A 20,585-nucleotide genomic window follows, 5' to 3' on the forward strand; every position below is an offset into this window, starting at 1 on the left:
CTCGTGCGAGCGGCCGACATGTCGGCGTGTGTGTACGAGACGCAGGCGGCCGATTGCGACGATGGTCTGGACAATGACTACGATGGGTTCACGGACTGTCAGGACTTCTCGTGTCAGGACGCGAATCCGCAATTGTGCACCGTCGCGGCCACGGTCGTCGCCGTACAGGACGGTACGGTCTCCGAGAACACGCGGGTTCAGTTGTCCGGCGTGGTCGTGACCGCGGTATCGGCAGATGGCGTGGACCTGTGGGTGCAGGACGCCGGATCGACGTCCGACTATAACGGGCTGCACGTGTTCCGCGGCGCCGGCGCGCCGGCGATCGCCGTGGCGGTCGGCGACGTCGTCGATGTCGCCGGCGTCGTGACGGAGTTCTTCGATGAGACGGAGCTGGCGGTGGACCCGACGGTCGCCGACGTGAGCGTTACCGGCACCGGGACCGTCTCGGTCAGATCGGACGTCCCCGTCGCGACATTGGCCGATGCGGTCGCTGGCGAGCCGTATGAGGGGATGTTGGTCGAGATTGCCGACGTGCGCGTCGTGACGATGAACGACGGGTTCGGCAATTTCACCGTCGGCATCGCGGGCGAAGACCTGAATGTGGACGACAAGCTGCACGGCAGCTTCACGCTGCCCGCGGAGGGCACGTGCTTTTCGACGATCCGCGGGGTGATGGGGTTTGCATTCGGCGAGCGCAAGCTGTACCCGCGCGACGCCGCCGACCTCGTGACGGGAACCACCTGCCCGTAGCCGGCAGCGGCGCGCGCGGGCGGCGTGGGGCTGCGGGGGCAGGCGATGGTCGCCGGCGGCTTGTGCCGCCGCAGTAGCCTCCCGCTTCGGGCCGTTCGCGTGTACAGTCCGGCCGTGTTGGTACCGGCGGCAGCGGGACAACCAGCCGCCCCGGCGGTGGAACTGCCCGGTGGCTACGGCCAGCTGTTGGTCACGACCCTGATCGTGCTCGCGGTCGTGTGCGCGGCCGCGTGGCTGCTGCTGCGGTTTGCGTTGCGTCGGTTCGGGCCGAGCGCACGAGCCGCGGCGGGGCCCATTCGAATCCTTGCGCGCGCGCCGCTCGATGCGCGGCAGACGTTGTTCATCGTCGAGGCAGGGGGGAAGACGTTGCTCGTCGGCGCGGGCGACCGGCCGGCGTTGATCGCGGAGTTGGACCCGGATGCGGTCGCTGCCGCGCTCGCGGCGGCCCCGACCGCGCGACCGTTCGCGGAGGTGCTCCGCGGACTGGCCGCCGGCAAGTCCCGCAAGGAGACATCGTCATGACCGACCAGCCGATCGTCATGATCGTGCTTCTGGCGGCGCTGTCGCTGCTGCCGTTCTTGCTCGTGATGCTCACGAGCTTCGTCAAGATTGCCGTCGTGCTGGCGATCGTGCGCAATGCGCTCGGAGCGGGCAACATCCCGCCATCGATGGTGGTGACCGGGCTCGCGCTCGTGCTCACCATGTTCGTCATGGCGCCCGTGGCCGGCCAGGTGTACGACCGCGTCGAACCCGCGCTGGCGGCTGCTCAGGGCAAGTCGCTCACGTCCACTGAGACGGTGACGTCGCTGGTGCGTGCGGGCGAGCGGGCGGGAGAGCCGATTCGTGAGTTTCTGACGAAACATGCCCACGCCCGCGACCGGGCGATGTTTACCGACCTCGCTCGCCGCATGCGCGAGCCGGCGGCGCGGGCCGACGTTTCCGACAGCGATTTCATGGTGCTGGCGCCGGCGTTCGTCACGAGCGAACTGAAAGAAGCGTTCGCGATCGGATTTTTGCTGTTCATTCCGTTCTTGGTGATCGACATGGTCGTGTCGAACGTGCTGCTGTCGCTCGGCATGCACATGATGTCACCGAGCACGGTGTCGCTGCCGTTCAAGCTGCTGCTGTTCGTGCTCATTGACGGCTGGCAGCTGCTCACCCAGGGGCTCGTGTTGGGGTACACATGACCACGGCGGATTTGCTCGTGCGCGTCGGTCGCGAGGCGCTGTACCTCGTCGTGCTGCTGTCCGCCCCGATCGTGATCGCGTCGCTGGTCGTCGGGCTCGCCGTGAGCATCTTCCAGGCGACCACCCAGATCCAGGACCAAACGTTGACGTTCGCGCCGAAGCTGGTTGCGGTCCTGGTGGCGCTGGCCGTGTTCGCACCGTGGATTGGCTCGCAGCTCGGCGCGTTCAGCGCGGCGCTGATGGAGCTGATACCGCGGCTGACCGGGTAGGCCGTGGCATCGCTGCTCGCGGACCTCGGATGGAACGCGGCCGGCCTGTCGCGGCTTCTGTTGGCGATGGCGCTGATCGCCGCCCGCGTCGTGCCGATCTTCACGTTCGCTCCGACCTTCGGCGGCCGCCTGCTGCCCGGCGTCGTCCGCGTCGCGGTGTCCCTGGCGTTCGCTGCGCTGCTGGTGCCGGCGGTCGGCCAGCCGGCCGTGGCCACCTGGGGGCAGCTTCCAGGCGCGGTCGCGATCGCGGTATTGTTCGCCAAGGAGATCGCAGTCGGCGTCGCGTTGGCGTTCGTAGTGTCGCTGCCATTCGTCGCGGTCGACGTCGCCGGCCGGCTGGCCGACGTGGCGCGCGGCGCGTCGCAGGCTCAGGTGCTCGTGCCGCAGACCGGCGAGCGCACCACGCCGCTCGGGGATTTCGGCCTGCAGCTGGCGATCGCGCTGTTCTTCCTGCTCGGCGGTCATCTGCTGGTCCTCGACGCCCTCGCGGCGAGCTATGAGGCCGTTCCGATCGCCGGGCTGCCCGCGGCGTCGGGGTGGTGGGGGATCGCGCGGGTCTCGATCGATGCCAGCGCGCACATGTTTGCCGTCGCCATCGGCCTGGCGGCGCCCGTGCTGGCCGCAACCTTCTTGGCCGACCTGGCCCTCGGCCTGGTCAACCGGGTGGCACCGCAGGTGCAAGTGTACTTCGTGGGAATGCCGGCAAAGGCCGTGCTCGGCGTGTTCGCGTTCATGCTGGCGCTGGCGGCCGTGGCCGTGACGATTGCCCACGACACGCTCGGCGGGGCTCGCGCCGTGGTCGAGGCGATGCGGGGGCTGGGCCGCTGACGCTCCCGGCCGGGACAGGCGGCGAGCGTGGCCCGACGAGTACGCCGCGTCGGGGCTTCGGAGCCTCGGCGGCGGGTCGGTCGCGGTGACGAACCGCCGACGGCGGCTGGCGGCGGACGGCGGCGACACAGTAAAGTAGCAACTCGCGCGCGCCGGCGCCGATACAGTCGTCGATTCCATGGCTCAAGACCGCCCAGGTGGGGAGCCCACCGAAAAACCGACCCCGCAGCGGCTGCGCAAGGCGCGCGAGGAGGGGCAGGTCGCGCGCAGCCAGGAACTGACGGCAGCGCTCGGGTTCCTCGCGGCCGCGGGCGTATTGCTGTGGGGCGGTCGCGCGCTGTGGGACCAACTGGTGGCCACGACGCGCGAGGGCGTGGCGGCCGCGGTGGCCGGTGCGCCCGCGGCGCGGGCGTGGCCTGCGGCGCGCGCCGCGATCGACGCTGTCGTGCGCCTGTCGGTGCCGGTAGTCGGCGCGGCGGCGGCCCTGGCCGCCGTCGGCGGCTATCTGCAGGTCGGGGCACTGTTCACGCTCAAGCCGCTCGCACCCGATCTCAATCGCGTCAACCCGCTCGAGGGGGCGAAACGGTTGTTTTCGACGCGCACGTGGGTCGAGCTGATCAAGTCGATCGTCAAGATCGTCGTCGTCGCGGTGCTCGCCTGGGATCTGCTGTCGGCACATCTGGGCGGGCTGGCTCGGCTGCCCGGAGCGCCGCCCGGTCGCGTGCTGGCCTGGACGGCGTCGATCGCAGGCGGACTGCTATTTCGCGTGGCGATCTTCTACGCGATCGTCGGCGTGGCCGACCTTTTGTGGCAGAGGTATTTGACGATGCAACAGCTCATGATGACCAAGGAGGAGGTCAAGCGCGAGTACAAGGAGCAGGAGGGCGATCCGCAGCACAAGGCGGAGCGCAGGCGCCTACACCGTGAGATCCTGCAGCACGCGATGGTCGAAGCGGTCCGAACGGCCGACGCGGTGATCGTCAACCCGGACCACATCGCGGTGGCCATTCGCTACGACGCGGACACGATGCGCGCGCCGAAGGTCGTCGCGACCGGACACCGGCTCGTCGCCCAGCAGATCAAAGAGGTCGCTCGCCAGTTCGGCGTGCCGATCTACCGCGACGTGCCGCTGGCGCGCGCACTGGCGCAAGTCGAACTGGACGACGAGATCCCGGAGGAGCTGTACGAGGCGGTGGCGGCCGTGTTGCGGTTCGTCTATGACCAGCGCGGAGCCGGCGAGGGCGGCAATGCGGCCCGTTGATTCGGCAGGCGGTCGCTGGCTCGCCGGCGTCGGTGCAGCGGCCACGTTTGCGGACGACGCGATCGACGCCGCACAGCTGCCCGAACTCGCCCAGGCGGCCGTCGACGACGTCGAGATGGGGCCGCCGCCGACGCCGGGCGACGAGGCGGTCGCCGCGGCCGGGCGTGCGGGGCTGGCGCGGGCCCGCGCGGTCGCGCTGTTTCGCGCGCTCGCCGAGGCGCGAGACGAGATCCCCCCCTTCGAGGGTGGCTTCGGCGAGTGCACCGCCGCGCTAGAGCGCGCGCGGGACGCCGCCGCTGGCGATCTGGCGGCCGTACTCGACCGCTACATCGCGCTGCGCCGGCGCGTCGGGGCGCACATCGGCAGCATCTGCGCCGGATAGGAGGCAGCGATGGACGATGCGGCGCTGTCGGCGGCGGCCGACCTGGGATATCTGCTGATGCGCACCGGGCAGCTCGAGGACGCGCGCCGCCTGTGGGAGGGGCTCGCCGGCATGGTGGGGCACCTCGAGGCACCGTGGCGCGCGCTCGCAGTCATCGCCCTGCGCGAACGGCGATACGACGACTGTGTCGCGGCGGCCAACATCGCCGCGCAGCGCCGACCGGATTCGCCCGCACCGCTCGTGTTGCGCGCGGAAGCACTGCGACACCAGGGCCGCTACCAGGAGGCCGAACGGGACCTGCACGCGGCGCTCGCGTTGCCCGCGCGCGGCGCCGACGCGCGGCGGGTACAGGCGCGCGCGCGGGCGCTGCTCGGCGTGCGGCGGTCTCGATAGGCGCGCGCGGGCGCTGCTCGGCGTGCGGCGGTCGCGGTCCGCGCGCGCGGTCGCTGCTCGGCGTGCGGCGGTCTCGGTCCGCCCGCCGCTGCGGGCGCGCTACGGCATGCAAACGGCATGGTAGGTTCGCCGGCATGGCGGATCGTGCGGTGCGCAAGGCTGTGATTCCGGCCGCGGGCCTCGGCACGCGGTTTTTGCCGGCGACGAAGGCCATCCCCAAGGAGATGTTGCCGATCGTGGACGTCCCGACGATCCAGCTCATCGTCGAGGAGGCCGTCGCCGCGGGGATCGAGGACATCGTGTTGGTCAACGGCCGGGGCAAGGGAGCGATCGAGGACCACTTCGACCACGCATTCGAACTCGAATGCGTGCTGCGCGAGCGCGGCAAGACGGAGCTGCTCCACCAAGTGGAGCGGATCGCCAACTTGGCGCGGATCCACAGCGTGCGACAGAAGCGGCCGCTCGGCCTCGGCCACGCGGTGGCCTGCGCGCGCAACGCGGTCGGCGACGAGCCGTTCGCGGTGTTGTTGGGCGACGACCTGATTCGCAACGAGGACCGACCGGCGATCGGTCAGCTGGTCGACGCGTTTTCCGCCACGGGAGGCGGCATTCTCGGGTTGCAGGAGGTGCCGGCGTCGCAGACGCACTTGTACGGCATCGTGGCTGGCGAGGCCGCCGGGGATGGCCTCCTTCGCGTGACGGAGTTCGTCGAGAAACCCGCGCCCGGCACGGCGCCTTCGCGGCTGGCCGTCGTCGGGCGGTACGTGTTCCCGCCCGACGTGTGGGAGCCGCTGTCGCGCGCGCAACCGTCAGTCGGAGGGGAGATTCAACTCGTCGACGGACTGCGCGAGTTGATGGCGGCCGGGCGCTTGTACGGCGTCGTGCTCGCCGGCGACCGGTACGACGCCGGCGATCGCATCGGCTATTTGCGCGCGAACCTCGCTTATGCGCTCGCGCGGCCGAGTTTGCGCGACGCCGTGATCGCCATGTGCCGCGCCATTGCGAACTCGGCGGAGTGAGCGTGGCGGAGACCGGGAGCAGCCGTGCGGCGACGTCCTCGATGTCGATCGTGCACGGGCCGGTGCGCGCCACGATGGCAGCCGACGTGCTCCGCGGCATGCTGTCGGTCCCCAAGGCGCTGCCGCCCAAGTACTTCTACGACGCGCGCGGCTCGCGGTTGTTCGATGCAATCTGCGACACGCCGGAGTATTACCCGACCCGTACGGAGCGCGCGCTGCTCGCGCGGGTGGCGGCCGACGTCGTCGCGCGCGTGCGACCTGCCGAACTCGCGGAACTCGGCAGCGGCGCCGCCCGCAAGACGCGCGTGTTCCTGTCGGCGATGGGCGCGGGACGGTTCGTGCCGATCGACATCAGCGAGCCGATGCTCGTGGCCAGCGCGCGGGATCTGGTTCGCGACTATCCGTGGCTGAGCGTGTACGGGGTCGTGGCCGACCTGGACGCGGATCTGCGGTCGCTGCTGCCGGCTCCGGCGGGACCGCGGTTGTGGTTGTTCCTCGGCGGGACGATCGGAAACTTCGACGACCCGGCCGCGATTGCGCTGCTGTCTCGCGTGCGCGCGGCGATGGGACCGGGCGACGCCCTCGCGGTCGGAATGGACCTCGTGAAGGCGCCGTGGCGGTTGATTGCGGCATACAACGATGCGGTGGGCATCACCGCCGAGTTCAACCGCAACGTGCTGCGCGTGATCAACCGGGAACTCGGCGCCGACTTCGATGTGGAGTCGTTCGACCACGTCGCGTTGTGGCGGCCGGAACTCGAGCAGATCGAGATGCACCTCGAGGCCCGGCGACCGATGGTCGCGACCATCGGCCGACTCGGCGTTCGCGTGCGGTTTGCGTCGGGGGAGCGCATCCATACCGAGAACAGCCGCAAGTACACGCGCGCGAGCGCGCGGCGGATTGCCGGCGCGGCCGGACTTCGCGAACTCGACTGGCTCGTGTCCGACGACGGGGCGTTCGCGCTCGCGCTGCTCGCGCCGGAATCGCCGTGACCGCGGGCGCCGGGCGGCCGCGGCGGGGTGGGTGCGCGCAGGCGGCGGCGCGCGGCGACGGGACCGGGCCGATGCGCTCGCGCGGCGGCCGTCGCGGGCGGAGGCCACACGCCGCGTGTCGGAGCGGGCTGGTACAACGGCGAGGCAGTCGATGAGCGTCGGAACCAGGGAAGTCACGAGCCGGATCGCCGCCGGGGTGCGCAGCGCGCGCCGCGCGCGTCGCGGCGCTCCCCGGCGCACGGACGTGCCGGGGTGGCGGCCGTGGGACGAGCCGGCCCCGCCGTGCTGCGGTCGCCGCCCGGCGGCCTAGGGGCGCCAGCGATGGACGTCGCCGAAGTCGCGGTCGAGCTGCCGGTGGCCGGCACGTACCACTACGAGGTGCCCGCGCGCTGGTCGATGCGGCCGTTGGTCGGGGCGCGCGTCCTCGTGCCGTTCGGTGGCCGCGGCGTCACCGGCATCGTCGTGGCGTACCCGGCGGCCGCCGCCGTGCCGGCCGGGCAGATGCGACCGATCGAAGACGTGCTCGACGATGTCCCGCCGGTGAGCGCGGAACTGCTCGACCTGTGCCTGTGGGTGGCGCGCTACTACGAGGCGCCGCCGGGCGAGGTGCTCCGCGCGGCGCTACCGGCCGGCACGCGGGTAACCGCTGCACGGTTCGTCGCGCTCACCGATGCGGGGCGCGAGGCGCTGGCCGGTGCGGCGGGGGGGGCCTTGCCGCGCCGCCTGCGCGACGTGTTGGGCCGGGTCGCCGGAGCGGGCGGGGCGATCGCGGCACGGCAGTTGGGTGCGCGAGGCATCCGCCGCGAGGACGTCGATGCGCTCGTGGCGAGCGGGCTGCTGCAACGTACGACGGCGCGGTCGCGCGCGCGCGTCCGGCCGCGCACCGAGCGCGTCGCCGTCGCGGTCGGCCCCGTCGACGCCGCGGTCCGCGCCGCGCTGGCGCGGGCGCCGAAGCGGCTCGCCGTGCTCGAGGCGATCGTGGCGGCCGGCGGGGCGGCGGCCGTGGCGGATCTGAAACATGCCGAACCGCGCGCGGCCGACCACGTGCGCGCGCTGTCGCGCGCGGGGTTGGTCGAGGTCGTCCACCGGCCGGTGCGCCGCGACGGCTGGGCGGTCGCCGCCGACGACGTCGCCACGTCGGCGCCCGTCGAGCCACCGCAACTCACGGAGCCGCAGCGCGCGGCGCTCGATCAGATCGCGCGCGCGGTCGACGACGGGGTGTTTCGGTCGTTCGTGCTGCACGGCGTGACCGGCAGCGGCAAGACGGAGGTGTATCTGCACGCAATCGCGCGCGCGCTGGCGGCGGGCAAGTCGGCCATCGTGCTCGTGCCGGAGATTTCGCTGACGCCGCAGCTCGCCGCGCGGTTTCGCGCCCGTTTCGGCGATCGGGTGGCCGTGTTGCACAGCGGGCTCAGCGACGGCGAGCGGTTCGACGAATGGCACCGCTTGCGACGCGGGCAGGCGGCGATCGCGCTGGGCGCGCGCTCGGCGGTGTTTGCGCCGGTGGACCGCCTCGGCGTCGTCGTGGTCGACGAAGAACACGACTCGAGCTTCAAGCAGGAGGAGGGCGTGCGCTACCACGCGCGCGACGTGGCGCTCGTCCGCGCCCAACGCGCGGGCGCGGTGTGCATCCTCGGGTCGGCGACACCGTCGCTCGAAAGCTATCGGGCGGCCGCGACCGGTCGCCACGCGTTGCTCGAACTGCCGTCGCGCGCCACCGCGCGTCCGTTGCCAGAGGTCGACATCGTCGATCTGCGCACGTACCAGCCAGAGGGCGACGCGATGCTCACGGCGCCGCTGGCGGCCGCGATCGACGATGCGCTGGCCGCGGGCGACCAGGTCATCCTGTTCCTCAATCGGCGCGGGTTCTCGACATTCGTCGTGTGTGGTCGCTGCGGCCATGCGTTCCGCTGCCCACACTGCTCCGTGGCGCTCACTCACCACCATCGATCGCGAAAGTTGCTGTGCCATTACTGCGGCCACAGCGAACCAGTCCCCGACCGCTGCACGCCGTGCGGTGGCGCCAAGACGATCTTGCGCCGCGGCATCGGCACCGAGAAGGTCGCCGCGGCAGTCGGTGCGCGCTATCCCGGCGCGCGCGTCGCGCGGCTCGACCGCGACTCGGCCGCGGGAGCCGGACTTCACGACGTGCTCCGTCGCGTCGCGCGCCGCGAGGTGGACATCCTCGTCGGCACGCAGATGGTCACCAAGGGACACGACTTTCCGGGGGTGACGCTCGTCGGCGTGTTGTGCGCCGACACCGGTCTGTCGCTCCCCGACTTCCGCGCGAGCGAGCGCACGTTCCAGCTGCTGACCCAGGTCGCCGGGCGTGCGGGCCGGGGCGACCGGCCGGGCCGCGTGGTGATCCAGACGTATCGCCCCGAGGCGGTCGCGGTCGCCGCCGCGGGCCGGCACGACTACGCGTGGTTCTATCGGGCGGAGTCAGCGAGTCGGGCCGAACTCGGCTACCCGCCGTTCGGCCACGTGATCGCCGTCCGCTTCGATGGACCCGACCCCGGTGCCGTCCGCGCTGTCGCGCGGCAGTTCGAGGATCGGATCCGCGCGTTGCGCGCGCCCGGCGTGACGGCGCTCGGACCGGTCGAGGCTCCGCTCGCGCGCCTCAAGGGGCGATCGCGTTGGCACGTGTGGCTGCGCGGATCGGACCGCAAGGCGGTGCGCGCCGCGGCGCGCGCGCTGGTCGCGCCCGGCGTCGATCGTCCCGCGTCGGTGCGCGTCGTGGTGGACGTGGACCCCGTGTCGGCCCTGTAGTACGATGGCGCCGCCGTGCGCGTAATCCTCTGTAATTCTCGTCGCTTTGCGGCCTGGGTGTCGCGTCGGGCCGCAGTGGGCGCCGGCTGAGCGGCTGACGGTGACGCGCGCGACGACCGAACGTGGCGGCGACTCGGAGCGGGTCGTCGTCGTCGCTCGCCCGGACGACGCGGCCGAACTGCGCGCGCTGGTCGAGCAGGAGGGGTTCACGGTGGCATGGTGCGGCGGGGGCGACGACGACACGCTGCACCGCATCGTGGAACAACCGCCGTCTGCGGTCGTTCTGTCGGCCGCGCTCGACGCGGGCGATGCGCGCTCACTCGCGGCGGCGGTGAGGCGCGCGGCGCCGGCGACCGGGCTCGTGCTCGTCGGCGAAGACGACGGCCCCGTCCGCAACGCGCTCGACGCGCTCGACTTCGCCGTCGATCGGTTCGTCGGCCGGCCGCTGTCGGCCAAGGCGCTCGGCTTCGCCATCCGCTCGGCGGCCCGCGCGGCGGGACCGGGGGCGGCGGACGCCGCGCCGCGCTCGCCGGCGACGTCCGACTCGGAGTTGGGGGCGCTGCCGGCGCGCGAACCCACGATGATCTTGCCCGACGCAGGCGGCGACGTCCCCGCGGCTCCGGTCGTGGAGCCGGTGCCCGAATACGTACCGCCGGCGTCGAGCGACCTCGCGCGCGAGCTGCGCGAGAAGATGTCGGAGATGGCGCAGCGGCTGTTTCCCGGCCGCGCCGCGCCCGCGGCCGTCGGCCCGGAGGTCGACCCGCACGGCGAGATCGACCTCGGAGCCATCGGAACGCTCTCGGATGCGGCGGACGCCGATCCCTTTGCCGACATCGCCGAGGCGGACACGTTTAGCGACGACGCGCGCACGCCGCCGCCGCACTGGGCCGACGAGCCGAGCGGGGAGGGCAGCAACCCGGCGTTGTTCGGCGAGATTCCGGTGGACAATCGCGACGCCGGCGGCACGGGAGCCAGCGACGCGGCGGCGCGTCGCTCGCCGGCGCCGGTTCACGGGGTGCTCGCCGCCGACGGCGACGACGTCGCGTCGGTGTTTGCGCGGCTGTATCGCGATGCGGCGACCGGCGTGCTCACGTTCCGCCGCGGTGACGCCGCCAAGGTCGTCTGGTTCGATCGCGGCAAGCCGGTGTTCGCCACGTCGAACCTCCCTCACGACCGCATGGGCGATCTGCTGTACCGCGAGGGCAAGATTACGCGCGCGCAATACGCGCGGAGTCGTGAGCTGGCCGCCGAGTCTGGCCGCCGGATGGGCGAGATTTTGGTCGACATGGGGTTTCTCAAGCGCCGCGAGCTGTTGCCGGCCGTGCGCCGCCATCTCGAGGACATCGTGTACTCGCTCTTTGCATGGGACGCCGGCGACTACGCATTCGAACCCGGCGACGCGGCGCTCGACGAAAAAATACGCCTGTCGCGTCATCCCGCGGCGCTCATCGTCGAGGGCGTGCGCCGCAAATACGGACTGGACCAGCTCGAGGCGAGGCTCGGGGCGGCGACCTCGGTCGTGGTTGCGCGGGCCGATGCGGACGCGGCCGCCACGCTCAAGGAGATCGAGTTGACTCCGGCCGAGCGCCGCGCCGTCGCGCTGCTCGACGGTACGCGAACGCTCGAGCAAGTCATCGCGCAGTCCGGGCTCGACGCGCTCGGCGTCTACGCCATCGCCTTCGGGCTGGTCGTGCTCGGCCTCGCCGAACTGGCCGACACCGGCGATGCGGGCGGCAGCTACTCGGACGTGCGCGACGCACCGGCGCTCGTCGGCGCGACGGACCTCGCGATCGACCGCGAGCGCGTCCTCGCGAAGTTCGCGCAGGTCGAGGACGGCGACTATTTTGCGGTGCTCGGCGTCCGCAGAGACGCCACGGCCTTCGAGATCCGCCGCGCCTATGAGGCCGCCAAGCGCGACTACGCGCCGGAAACGTTCCCGCAGCAGCTCCGGGCCGAGTTGGCCGAGGAACTCGCCGCCATCGGTGCGCTGCTCGACGAGGCATACGCCGTGTTACGCGACGATGCGTTGCGCGCGTCGTATCGCGCCCATCTGATCGACTGAGCCCCGCATGTCCGTTCTCTACTTCGCCGTACTGTCATTGGTCGCCTGCGCACCGCCGCGGCAGACTGCGCGCGCCGGCACGGACGGGCGCCGGCCGCGCGCGCCGGCGACGGCCGCCGGACCGGAGGCGTGAACCGTGCGCGTCGTGTTCATGGGGTCGCCCGAGTTTGCCGTGCCGGCGCTCGAGCGGCTGCTCGCCCAGCACGACGTCGTGCTGGTCGTGACGCAGCCCGACAAGCCGGCCGGACGCGGCAAGAAGCTTACTCCGCCGCCGGTCAAGCGCGTGGCACAACAAGCGGGGGTGGATGTCTACCAGCCGACATCCGCGCGCGCGCCGGAGTTCGTCGACCGCTTGCGCGCCGCCGCGCCCGACGTGTGTGTCGTCGTGGCCTACGGCAAGATCCTGCCGCGCCCGGTGCTCGACGTCGCGCCGCTCGGCTGTGTGAACATCCACGCATCGCTGTTGCCGAAGTACCGCGGCGCGGCCCCCATTCAATGGGCCATCCTTCGCGGGGAAACGGTCACGGGGGTCACCATCATGCAGCTCGACGAGGGGATGGACACCGGGCCCATCCTGCTCACCCGGGAGGTGCCGATCGCTCCCGACGACACGGCCGGGTCGCTGCACGACAAGTTGGCGCCGATCGGTGCCGACTTGCTCGTCGAGGCGCTCGACGGGCTAGCTGCCGGCACGATCGAGCCGCGGCCGCAAGACGATGCATCTGCAACGTACGCGCCGATGCTCACGAAAGCTGACGGCCAGGTCGACTGGCGCCGCTCGGCCCGCGAGGTGCGGGATCGCGTGCGGGGTGTCGACCCGTGGCCGGGCGCGTTCACGTTGGTCGACGGCGCGCCATTGAAGCTGTACGGCGCGCGGCTTGCCTCCGGCGCCGGCGCGCCCGGCGAGGTGCTCGCCGCAGAGGGCGACGGCCTGCGCGTGGCATGCGGCGATGGCGCGGTGACCATCGCCGAGGTGCAAGCACCCGGGCGGCGGCGCATGCCCGCGGCGGCGTTCGCGACCGGGCGGAGACTGACCCCGGGGATGGTGCTTGGGACGTGAGCCGGCCGGCGGCGATCGACGCGCGGGAGGTCGCCCGCCGGGCGCTGCGCCGAGTGGATGCGGCCGGGGGCTTCGCGTCGGTCGCGCTGGACGACGCGTTCGCCGCGTCGCCGTTGACCGACCGCGATCGCGCGCTGGCGACCGAACTCGTGTACGGCGTGTTGCGCCACCGCGCGCGTATCGACCGCGCGCTCGACGCAGCGGTGACGCGCGGTCGCCTGCGGGTGAGCGCGCGCGTGCGGACCGCCCTCCGCGTCGGGGTGTATCAACTGCTGTGGCTCGATCGCGTGCCGGCGCACGCCGCGGTGGACGATGCAGTGGCTGCGGTGCGGCGGACCGGCGGCGCGCGGCTCGCCGGGCTGGCCAATGCAGTGCTGCGGCGCGTCGCGCGCGATGGCGAGCCGCCGCTGCCGGAAGACCCGCGCCAGCGCGTGGCAGTCGAGCACTCGTTGCCGGAGTGGATCGTCGATGCTCTGGCTGCCTCGGTCGGCGACGCCGAAGTGCCGGCGGCGGCCGCCGCGCTCGCCATGCCGGCGCCGCTCGTCGTGCGCGCGGTCGCGCCGGTCGACGTCGTGCTCGATCGGTTGCATTCCGAGTGCCCGACCGCGCGAGTGGTTCCCGTACCGGGCACGCGCGCGGCGATTGCGGTCGAGGGCCTCGGCGCGCCGTCGGCGTTGCCGTCGTTTCAGGCCGGGTTGTGGACGGTGCAGGACGTCGGCTCGCAGCGGGTGGTGGAACTCGTCGCCCCGGAACCGGGCCAGCGAATTCTCGATGCGTGCGCCGGCGTCGGCGGCAAAGCGGCGTACCTCGCCCAGCTCGCCGGCGGCGGCGCACACGTCGACGCCGTGGACGTGTCGGACGCGAAGCTCGCACGCTTGCGGGAGACCGTGGCGCGACTCGGCGCGCGCGGCGTGCACGCCGTCCGTGCCGATCTGACCGACCCGTCGGCGCCGATCGGCGACCGCTACGACCTCGTGCTCATCGATGCGCCGTGCAGCGGCCTCGGCGTGCTGCGTCGCCACCCGGAGGCCAAATGGCGAGTCACGCCGGGCGACGTGGCGGCATTGGCCGGCGTCCAGCGCCGGCTGCTGGACGCGCTCGCGCCGCGCGCGGACCGCGCGCTGGTCTACAGCGTGTGCACCTTCACCCGGCAGGAGGGGCCCGACCAGGTCGCCGCGTTCCTCGCGCGCCACCCGGGCTGGCGCGTCGAGGCGGAGGTGGCGACGTGGCCGCACCGCGACGGAGCGGATGCGTTCTACGCCGCGCGGTTGGCACGCCGGTAGCGCCCGGAGCCCCCGGGCTTGCCTTCCCTCGGCGCACGCGGGACGTCGCGGGATCGGTCCCCGCGGGCGCGGGATGGGTGACAGGGCTTCCCGCGGGCAAAGCGGGTTCGGCGCGCGCCCGTGTTGCGCCGCGGTCGCGTTGCCACTACGGTGCCGCTGTGCAGCGAAGGACGATCGTCGCTCCCTCGATCTTGTCGGCCGACTTCGGGCGTCTCGCCGACGAGGTGCGCGCCGTCGACGCCGGCGGCGCCGATTGGATTCACGTGGACGTGATGGACGGCCACTTCGTTCCGAACCTCACGATCGGTCCGCCGATCGTGCGCGCCGTGCGGGCCGCGACGGACCTGCCGCTCGACGTGCATCTGATGATCAGCAACGCTGACGCATTCCTCGACGCCTACGCGACGGCGGGGGCCGATGTGATCACCGTGCACGCCGAGGCATGCACCCACTTGCACCGTACCGTGCAGGCCATTCGGGCGCTCGGAAAGCGCGCGGGCGTGGCATTGAACCCGGCGACGCCGCTTTGCGCGGTCGAGCACGTGCTCGACGATGTCGACTTGGTGTTGGTGATGAGCGTCAACCCCGGGTTTGGCGGGCAGAAGTTCATCGAGTCGGCGCTGTCGAAGATTCGCAAACTGCGCGGCCTCATCGACGACGGCGGGCTCGATGTCCGCATCGAGGTCGACGGGGGCATCAAGGTCGACAACGTCGCAGCCGTGACGGCCGCCGGCGCCGACGTCGTGGTGTCGGGCAGCGGCGTGTTCGGCGCCGACGACTACGCCGACACCATCGCCCAGCTGCGCCGGCGCGGCGACGAGGCCATCGAGATCGCGTGACGGCGGGCCACGGCGGCTCGCGTCAGAAGTCGCCGAACAGGTCGGTGATCTTGACGTCGAGCGCCGTCGCCACCTTGAACAGCGACGACACGGAGGCCGAGGACTCCGCCCGCTCGATCTGAGACAGCAGCGACACCGACAGGTTGGTGCGCCGCGACATCTGCTTGAGCGTGAGCCCCCGGCTTTTGCGCAACTCGCGGATGCACCGGCCGATCGCCGCGTGTAGTTCGTCTTCGCGGCGCAGGATCAGGCCCTTTTGTTTGGCGATGCGGTGCAGCGCCTCGCGGAACTCGTTGATCGAAAACGGCTTGCGGATGTACGCGGAGACGTTGTGCTCGATCGACGACGTGGCCGTTTCGAGGCTCGGATAGCCGGTGAGGATGATCACGGCGATGTCGTCATCGACCTGGCGAATCTGCCCGAGCAGGTCGATGCCGTTGAGCTTCGGCATCATCAGGTCGAGGACGCAGACGTGGAAGTCCTCCTGCTTGAGAGCCGGCAGGACCTCCGTCGGGTCGCTCATGACCCGGACGCCGTACCCCTCCGAGGTGAGGAAGTCCTCGAGGTACTCACAGACATCGCGGTCGTCGTCGACGACGAGGATGTTGAGCTGAGGCACGGCGCTAGCTGTGAGAGGGTTGACTGCCGTCGTTTGTCGGGGCGAGAGGATTTGAACCTCCGGCCTCTTGGTCCCGAACCAAGCGCGCTACCAGGCTGCGCTACGCCCCGTTTCGTCCGTTCCGAATTACAGCAATATTGCAATATCCGCCCGAACGGCCCGGTGTCAACGCGGTTTTTCGCATTTCGTGGAAAAATTTGCGGCTGCTTCAACGCCAGCGGATCGCCGGAAGGGGAATACGCAGTCCGACCTCCGCAAATCGTCCGGAGCGGCCGACGGAGCCGACCCGCGCGTAGGGAACGGCGCCGGCAAACAGCCAGATCGACGCCTGCCAACCGACCTGCGGTGGCCGGAATTCATTGAATTCGACGACCGGGCCGCCCGAAACCCCCCAGGCGACGCCGAGCGGCCGGTACGTGCCGACCCAGACGTCGGCCCACGCGCGGCCGGTCGCGCTGCGCGTGAGCCGGTACGCGCCGATCGCGACCGCCAAGGCGGACAGCGGCTCGTGTTCGCGCACGCGGGCGACGAACAACTCGCCGCCGAACGCGCCATCCCACGCCCCGTCGGCGTGGGTCGCCGCTGCGACCGGCCCGACGGCGAGCACGAGCCCGTCGAGGTCGGCCGTCGACGCGCTGCGGGCCGGCGCGGCGGGCGGCGCCCCCGCGTCTCGCGCCGACCCGGCGGAGGCCGGTTCGACGCCGCCGGCACACCATAGTAGAATCGCGACTGTTCGCGCCGGGGTCCGGATGCCCCGACGGCCGGCCCGGGTCCCCGGCCACAAACTCGGTAACCAACTGATAATACTTGTCAACGTTGCTGTTCCAGCCGGTCCGCGGTTTGCTTTCCGTTTACTGCGGTGCCGTACGCCTTTCGCCAGCTCGCTGAGCCCACCGACGCGATGCACGATCACCGTCCCGCCGAGGCCGGCGCGCGCGATTCCGGGATGCTACCACCCGACGCTCGCGAGAGCTACGAGCGGCTACGCCGCGTCAACCTGTTTGACGGCATCCCGAACGACGAGCTGTCCGCCGCGATCGCGTCGGGCGCGATCCGGCGGCGGATCCTGCGTCGCGATGTGTTCGTCGCCGACCCGGTTGCGGCGCCGCGCGACGCCGAGCTGATCTACGTGATCGACGGTCAGCTCGCCGTCGGCGCGTTCGATCCCGGCGACTTTGCGGACCGGAAAGCCTATCAGGATCGCTACGACCGAATGTCCGAGGCCGAGCGCCGGGAGGAGTCTGCGCTCGCGCCGCCGCCGCTGGCCCGGGTCGCCCGGAAGAACCTCGCCGTGTTCTTCCCCGGCGACGTGTTCAACGCGGCCGCCGTGGCTGCGCAGCGCGACCTCACCGTGGCGTTCTTCACGACCGCGCCGTCGGAGATCGCGGTGATCTCCGGCCACGCGATCAGTGAACTCGTGCTGCGGTATCCGTTCTTCGAGCGGCGCCTGCGGCGGGCGGTCGAAGTGGGCCGCGAGCGGCTCGCCAACGTCACGGGGGTCAAGCAGGAGATCCTCGACTTCTTCGTCCGGCAGGGGCTGTCGGTATCGGGCGAGCGCGTGCGCGTTCGGCAACTCGATCTGTGCATTGACTGCAAACAGTGCGAGGACGCGTGCGAGGAGCGTTACGGCGCTCGGCGGCTCACTCTCGGGGGCTACCACCTCGGGATGCTCGACTTCATTTACACGTGCCGCACGTGCACCGATCAGCGCTGCGTCGATCCGTGCGAATACGACTCGATCCAGTACGACCCGGACGCGCGCGAGGTCGTGATCAACGAGGCGACCTGCACCGGCTGCACGCTGTGCGCCCAACTTTGTCCGTACGGCGCCATCGAGATGGTCGACGTCGAGGATCCGGAGCACCCGAACTATCGCGAGGCGTTCCGCATTCGGCTCGACGCGGACGGCAAGCTGAAGTTCGGCCCGGGTACCGGCCGGGTTGCGCGCCCGCGCCGCGTCGCGAACAAGTGCGACCATTGCGCCACGTACAGCGATCAGGCGTGCGTCACCGCGTGTCCGACCGGTTCTCTGATCGAAGTCAACGCGTACGACCTGTTTCGCGAACGCTCCGAACTCGCCCGCGTGCTCGCTCGCGCCGGCTACGACGCGGAGGTCAAGCCGTCGCGGCGAGATCGGCGCGAGCTGTTGCCGGTGGCGCCGTTCATCGAGGGGGCGCACGTCCACGACGGCGGGCTCGCCAAGATCAAGCGGTTTCGCGTCGGTGCGGCGATCGCCTGGGTGCTCGGCCTCACTGCTTTCTTCGTGTGTCTCGCCGAGATTCTGCTGCGGCTGTACGCGCCGACCAAGTCGTTTCAGTACTGGTTTCTCGTAAAGACCGGGGAGCCGGAGACGATCGCGCGGCTCCAGGTGGGATTTCGCGCCGGGGACACACTCGCCGTCTGGTGCGGCTATATCGGCACGTTCCTGTTGTTGATTTCGGTCCTGTATCCGGTCGTGCGCCGGATCAACTCGTTCCGGCTGGTCGCCAACGCCAAGCTGTGGTTCGACTTCCACATGATGGCCGGCACGGTGGGGCCGATGTTCATCGTCCTCCACTCCGCGCTCAAGCTCGACAACTGGGTGTCGGCGGCGTTCTGGAGCATGGTGATCGTCGTCATCTCGGGCATCGTCGGCCGCTACCTCTACACACAGGTCCCGGATCTGGTCAACGGGCGCGAACTCGAGGAACTCGATCACCGGCGCGCGTTCAACCGATATCGCCGCCAGTATCCCGACGCGGTGCAGTTGTGCGAACGCGAACTCGCCGCGCACGAACAGAAGGCGCAGCACATCGCCGCGCGAGCCGGTCTGGTCCGCACGCTGCTGTGGATCCTCTCGGAGGACATGAAACGACCGGCGCGGTGGCTGCGCCGGAGGGTCCGGTTCCGCGCCGCCGCTGCCCCGCGCGGGGTCGTGCGCGATCTGCGCGTGCGGACGGGGCGCATGTTGCTCATCGATCGACGGCGCGTGCTCGGCGAGCGCGCTCAACTCGTGCTGCACTCCTGGAAGAAGGTCCACGTGCCGTTTAGCTTCATCATGGCGGCGATCTCCGTCGTCCACATCTGGCTCGCCTTCCAATACTCCATGTAGAATCGACGTCTCGAGATGCGGTTGCATCGCCAGGCTTTGACCGTCGCCGCCGCGGCGGCCGCGCTGGTTGCCGTGACGTCACCTGCGCGCGCGCAAGACGACTTCTTCCGGTCGTCACCGGGCGCGCTGTCGGCGAGCCACGCCGAAATCGACGGGCAGGACAACTGCAACGAGTGTCACGACGGCGGCAAGGCGACCAACGACACCAAGTGTCTCGGCTGTCACGACCACCAGGACCTCAAGCGACGCATCGACACGCGCAAGGGCTTCCACGCGTCGAACAAAGTGCGCGGGAAGAAGTGCGAAAAGTGCCATCTGGAGCACCGCGGGCGCTCGTTTGACATCATGGGGTGGCCGTCGATCGACGGCGGCATCGACGCATTCGACCACGGGCTCACCGGCTGGCCGCTGCGCCAGAAACACGCCCGGCTCGACTGCGGCGAGTGCCACAAGAACAAGAACCGGCAGGGGCTGCGCACGTTCCTCGGCGAGGATCGGTTCTGTGGCGGCTGCCACAAGAAGGATACGCCGCACGAGTTCGAGCGCCGGGAGCTACTGGCGTGCGACCGGTGTCACAGCGAGAGTGCGTGGAAGCCGCAGCTGCCGACGATGCGCTTCGACCACAACGACCCGAAAGATGCGGCGATGCCGATCGAGGGGGCGCACGCGGACGTGTCGTGTGGCAAGTGTCATCCGAAGGCGCGCTTCAACCTGCCGAACAAGGTGCCCGACGACTGCGCGAACTGCCACGAGGACCCGCACGACGGTCACCTGTTCGGCACGCGCAAGTGCAGCTGGTGCCATTCCCCCAAGTACGGGTCACTGCAGAAGTATCGGTTCGATCACAAGCGGCGCACGCGGTTCGACACGACCGGCGCGCACGCGAAGATTGCCTGTTACGACTGCCACACCGCGCAGCTCGGCACGCGCAAACCGCGCCGGTCGTGCGAGGGCGCGTCATGCCACGCGGACGACAACGTCCACGGGTTGCGGTTTCAACAGTTCGGTAAGCCGCTGCCGAAGTGCATGGTCTGCCATCCGTCGACGAGTTGGGCGCCGAGCGAGTTCGAACACAACCGCCGAACGAAGTTTGCGCTCACGGGGAAACACGCCGATGTCCAGTGTCGTGCGTGCCACCGCGGCAAGCTCAAGCCCAAGTTCACATGGGAGCGATTCGACGCCAAGAAAGTTGGGTGTATGGGGTGTCACCAGCACGCGAACGTCCACGACCGCGAGTTCACGGACAAGGATTGCTTGCGGTGCCACAAGCAGCCTGGGGTGATCCAGATCACCGCGAAGGCGGTGGACGTCTACCATGGGCCGAAATCGCGGTTTCCGCTGCGCAAGGGGCACAAGGACGTCGCGTGCATCAAGTGCCACATCAACGAGAATTACGAGAACACGCCGATGGAGTGCGGCGTGCGCTGTCATGAGGACTCACTGCACAAGGGAACCCTCGGCGACAAGTGCAGCCGGTGTCACTACGAGGGAGAATGGCCGGCCGTTCGGTTCGACCACGACGAGGACACCGACTGGCCGCTGAACGGTTGGCACCGGAAGATCCCCAAGTGCGAGGACTGCCACCCTCGTCGGGAGGACTATCACAAGACGCCGACGAACTGCTCGGCCGTCGGCTGCCACGCGCAGGACGACGTGCACAAGGGGCGGCTGGGCGATCAGTGCGAGCGGTGCCACCTGGAGACTGGCCAGAACGTGTTCAACCACAACCGCGATTCCGACTACAAGCTCGACGGCGCCCACCTCGAGACGCGCTGCGCGGA

General features: G+C 70.6%; 19 protein-coding genes and 1 tRNA gene. 17 read left to right on the plus strand and 3 right to left on the minus strand.

The annotated features are described in order from the left end of the window. The 15 genes from D6689_17120 to D6689_17190 form a co-directional block, all read left to right on the plus strand. Positions 1-750 (plus strand): hypothetical protein (locus D6689_17120; protein ID RMH39244.1); only part of this gene is annotated, 750 nt, incomplete at its 5' end. 45 nt (positions 751-795) lie between these two features. Continuing rightward, the gene (locus D6689_17125; GenBank protein RMH39245.1) at positions 796-1,272 is read left to right on the plus strand and encodes a hypothetical protein; all 477 of its coding nucleotides are present in this window, start codon (positions 796-798) and stop codon (positions 1,270-1,272) included. Next, entirely contained in the window at positions 1,269-1,937 is a 669-nt protein-coding gene (locus D6689_17130; GenBank protein RMH39246.1) for an EscR/YscR/HrcR family type III secretion system export apparatus protein, read from the plus strand. Before D6689_17125 ends, D6689_17130 begins: the two co-directional genes overlap by 4 nt. Beyond that, a complete protein-coding gene (gene fliQ / locus D6689_17135) occupies positions 1,934-2,206 on the plus strand; it encodes a flagellar biosynthetic protein FliQ (protein RMH39247.1) in 273 nt (90 codons plus the stop codon). Before D6689_17130 ends, fliQ begins: the two co-directional genes overlap by 4 nt. Before the next feature lie 3 nt (positions 2,207-2,209). Beyond that, positions 2,210-3,034: a type III secretion protein gene (locus tag D6689_17140; GenBank protein RMH39248.1), complete on the plus strand. Its 825-nt coding sequence runs from the start codon at positions 2,210-2,212 to the stop codon at positions 3,032-3,034. A 178-nt stretch (positions 3,035-3,212) separates the two neighbouring features. Further along, positions 3,213-4,295 (plus strand): EscU/YscU/HrcU family type III secretion system export apparatus switch protein, encoded by a 1,083-nt coding sequence (locus D6689_17145; GenBank protein ID RMH39249.1) that lies wholly within the window; start codon positions 3,213-3,215, stop codon positions 4,293-4,295. Continuing rightward, positions 4,282-4,677 carry a hypothetical protein gene (locus D6689_17150; GenBank protein ID RMH39250.1) on the plus strand — a complete coding sequence of 132 codons (396 nt, stop codon included), beginning with the start codon at positions 4,282-4,284 and terminating at the stop codon, positions 4,675-4,677. Before D6689_17145 ends, D6689_17150 begins: the two co-directional genes overlap by 14 nt. Before the next feature lie 9 nt (positions 4,678-4,686). Further along, positions 4,687-5,070 carry a hypothetical protein gene (locus D6689_17155; GenBank protein ID RMH39251.1) on the plus strand — a complete coding sequence of 128 codons (384 nt, stop codon included), beginning with the start codon at positions 4,687-4,689 and terminating at the stop codon, positions 5,068-5,070. Between the two features lie 134 nt (positions 5,071-5,204). Continuing rightward, entirely contained in the window at positions 5,205-6,089 is an 885-nt protein-coding gene (gene galU / locus D6689_17160; protein ID RMH39252.1) for a UTP--glucose-1-phosphate uridylyltransferase, read from the plus strand. Between the two features lie 41 nt (positions 6,090-6,130). Further along, positions 6,131-7,081: an L-histidine N(alpha)-methyltransferase gene (gene egtD, locus D6689_17165; GenBank protein RMH39261.1), complete on the plus strand. Its 951-nt coding sequence runs from the start codon at positions 6,131-6,133 to the stop codon at positions 7,079-7,081. A gap of 321 nt (positions 7,082-7,402) precedes the next feature. Beyond that, on the plus strand, positions 7,403-9,850 hold the full coding sequence (gene priA, locus D6689_17170) for a primosomal protein N' (GenBank protein RMH39253.1): 2,448 nt from the start codon (positions 7,403-7,405) through the stop codon (positions 9,848-9,850). A 46-nt stretch (positions 9,851-9,896) separates the two neighbouring features. Beyond that, entirely contained in the window at positions 9,897-11,912 is a 2,016-nt protein-coding gene (locus D6689_17175; protein RMH39254.1) for a DUF4388 domain-containing protein, read from the plus strand. Positions 11,913-12,063: 151 nt separating this feature from the next. Further along, positions 12,064-12,972 carry a methionyl-tRNA formyltransferase gene (locus D6689_17180; GenBank protein ID RMH39262.1) on the plus strand — a complete coding sequence of 303 codons (909 nt, stop codon included), beginning with the start codon at positions 12,064-12,066 and terminating at the stop codon, positions 12,970-12,972. After that, positions 12,855-14,255 (plus strand): 16S rRNA (cytosine(967)-C(5))-methyltransferase, encoded by a 1,401-nt coding sequence (gene rsmB, locus D6689_17185; protein ID RMH39255.1) that lies wholly within the window; start codon positions 12,855-12,857, stop codon positions 14,253-14,255. Before D6689_17180 ends, rsmB begins: the two co-directional genes overlap by 118 nt. 158 nt (positions 14,256-14,413) lie before the next feature. Then, the gene (locus D6689_17190; protein RMH39256.1) at positions 14,414-15,094 is read left to right on the plus strand and encodes a ribulose-phosphate 3-epimerase; all 681 of its coding nucleotides are present in this window, start codon (positions 14,414-14,416) and stop codon (positions 15,092-15,094) included. 22 nt (positions 15,095-15,116) lie between these two features. Here D6689_17190 and D6689_17195 read toward each other — a convergent pair whose 3' ends face one another. The 3 genes from D6689_17195 to D6689_17205 form a co-directional block, all read right to left on the minus strand. Continuing rightward, positions 15,117-15,713, minus strand: a complete 597-nt coding sequence (locus D6689_17195; GenBank protein ID RMH39257.1) for a response regulator — start codon at positions 15,711-15,713, stop codon at positions 15,117-15,119. Positions 15,714-15,746: 33 nt separating this feature from the next. Then, positions 15,747-15,823 (minus strand) — tRNA-Pro (locus D6689_17200). Between the two features lie 98 nt (positions 15,824-15,921). Continuing rightward, the gene (locus D6689_17205; GenBank protein RMH39258.1) at positions 15,922-16,497 is read right to left on the minus strand and encodes a hypothetical protein; all 576 of its coding nucleotides are present in this window, start codon (positions 16,495-16,497) and stop codon (positions 15,922-15,924) included. Between the two features lie 75 nt (positions 16,498-16,572). Here D6689_17205 and D6689_17210 point away from each other — a divergent pair, with 75 nt between their 5' ends. Both D6689_17210 and D6689_17215 read left to right on the plus strand, forming a co-directional pair. Further along, positions 16,573-18,804, plus strand: a complete 2,232-nt coding sequence (locus D6689_17210) for a 4Fe-4S dicluster domain-containing protein (GenBank protein RMH39259.1) — start codon at positions 16,573-16,575, stop codon at positions 18,802-18,804. Between the two features lie 15 nt (positions 18,805-18,819). Further along, the coding region (locus D6689_17215) for a hypothetical protein (GenBank protein RMH39260.1) at positions 18,820-20,585 on the plus strand (1,766 nt) is incomplete at its 3' end.

Source organism: Deltaproteobacteria bacterium, assembly GCA_003696105.1.
Classification (GTDB): Bacteria; Myxococcota_A; Polyangia; order Haliangiales; family J016; genus J016.

Excerpts from the sequence above, each read along its gene's own strand:
- galU (RMH39252.1), top strand. The coding sequence starts at position 5,205 with ATGGCGGATCGTGCGGTGCGCAAGGCTGTGATTCCGGCCGCGGGCCTC.
- fliQ (RMH39247.1), top strand. The coding sequence starts at position 1,934 with ATGACCACGGCGGATTTGCTCGTGCGCGTCGGTCGCGAGGCGCTGTAC.
- D6689_17125 (RMH39245.1), top strand. The coding sequence starts at position 796 with ATGGTCGCCGGCGGCTTGTGCCGCCGCAGTAGCCTCCCGCTTCGGGCC.
- D6689_17145 (RMH39249.1), top strand. The coding sequence starts at position 3,213 with ATGGCTCAAGACCGCCCAGGTGGGGAGCCCACCGAAAAACCGACCCCG.
- priA (RMH39253.1), top strand. The coding sequence starts at position 7,403 with ATGGACGTCGCCGAAGTCGCGGTCGAGCTGCCGGTGGCCGGCACGTAC.
- D6689_17150 (RMH39250.1), top strand. The coding sequence starts at position 4,282 with ATGCGGCCCGTTGATTCGGCAGGCGGTCGCTGGCTCGCCGGCGTCGGT.
- D6689_17130 (RMH39246.1), top strand. The coding sequence starts at position 1,269 with ATGACCGACCAGCCGATCGTCATGATCGTGCTTCTGGCGGCGCTGTCG.
- D6689_17155 (RMH39251.1), top strand. The coding sequence starts at position 4,687 with ATGGACGATGCGGCGCTGTCGGCGGCGGCCGACCTGGGATATCTGCTG.
- rsmB (RMH39255.1), top strand. The coding sequence starts at position 12,855 with ATGCGGCGATGGCGCGGTGACCATCGCCGAGGTGCAAGCACCCGGGCG.
- egtD (RMH39261.1), top strand. The coding sequence starts at position 6,131 with ATGTCGATCGTGCACGGGCCGGTGCGCGCCACGATGGCAGCCGACGTG.
- D6689_17180 (RMH39262.1), top strand. The coding sequence starts at position 12,064 with ATGGGGTCGCCCGAGTTTGCCGTGCCGGCGCTCGAGCGGCTGCTCGCC.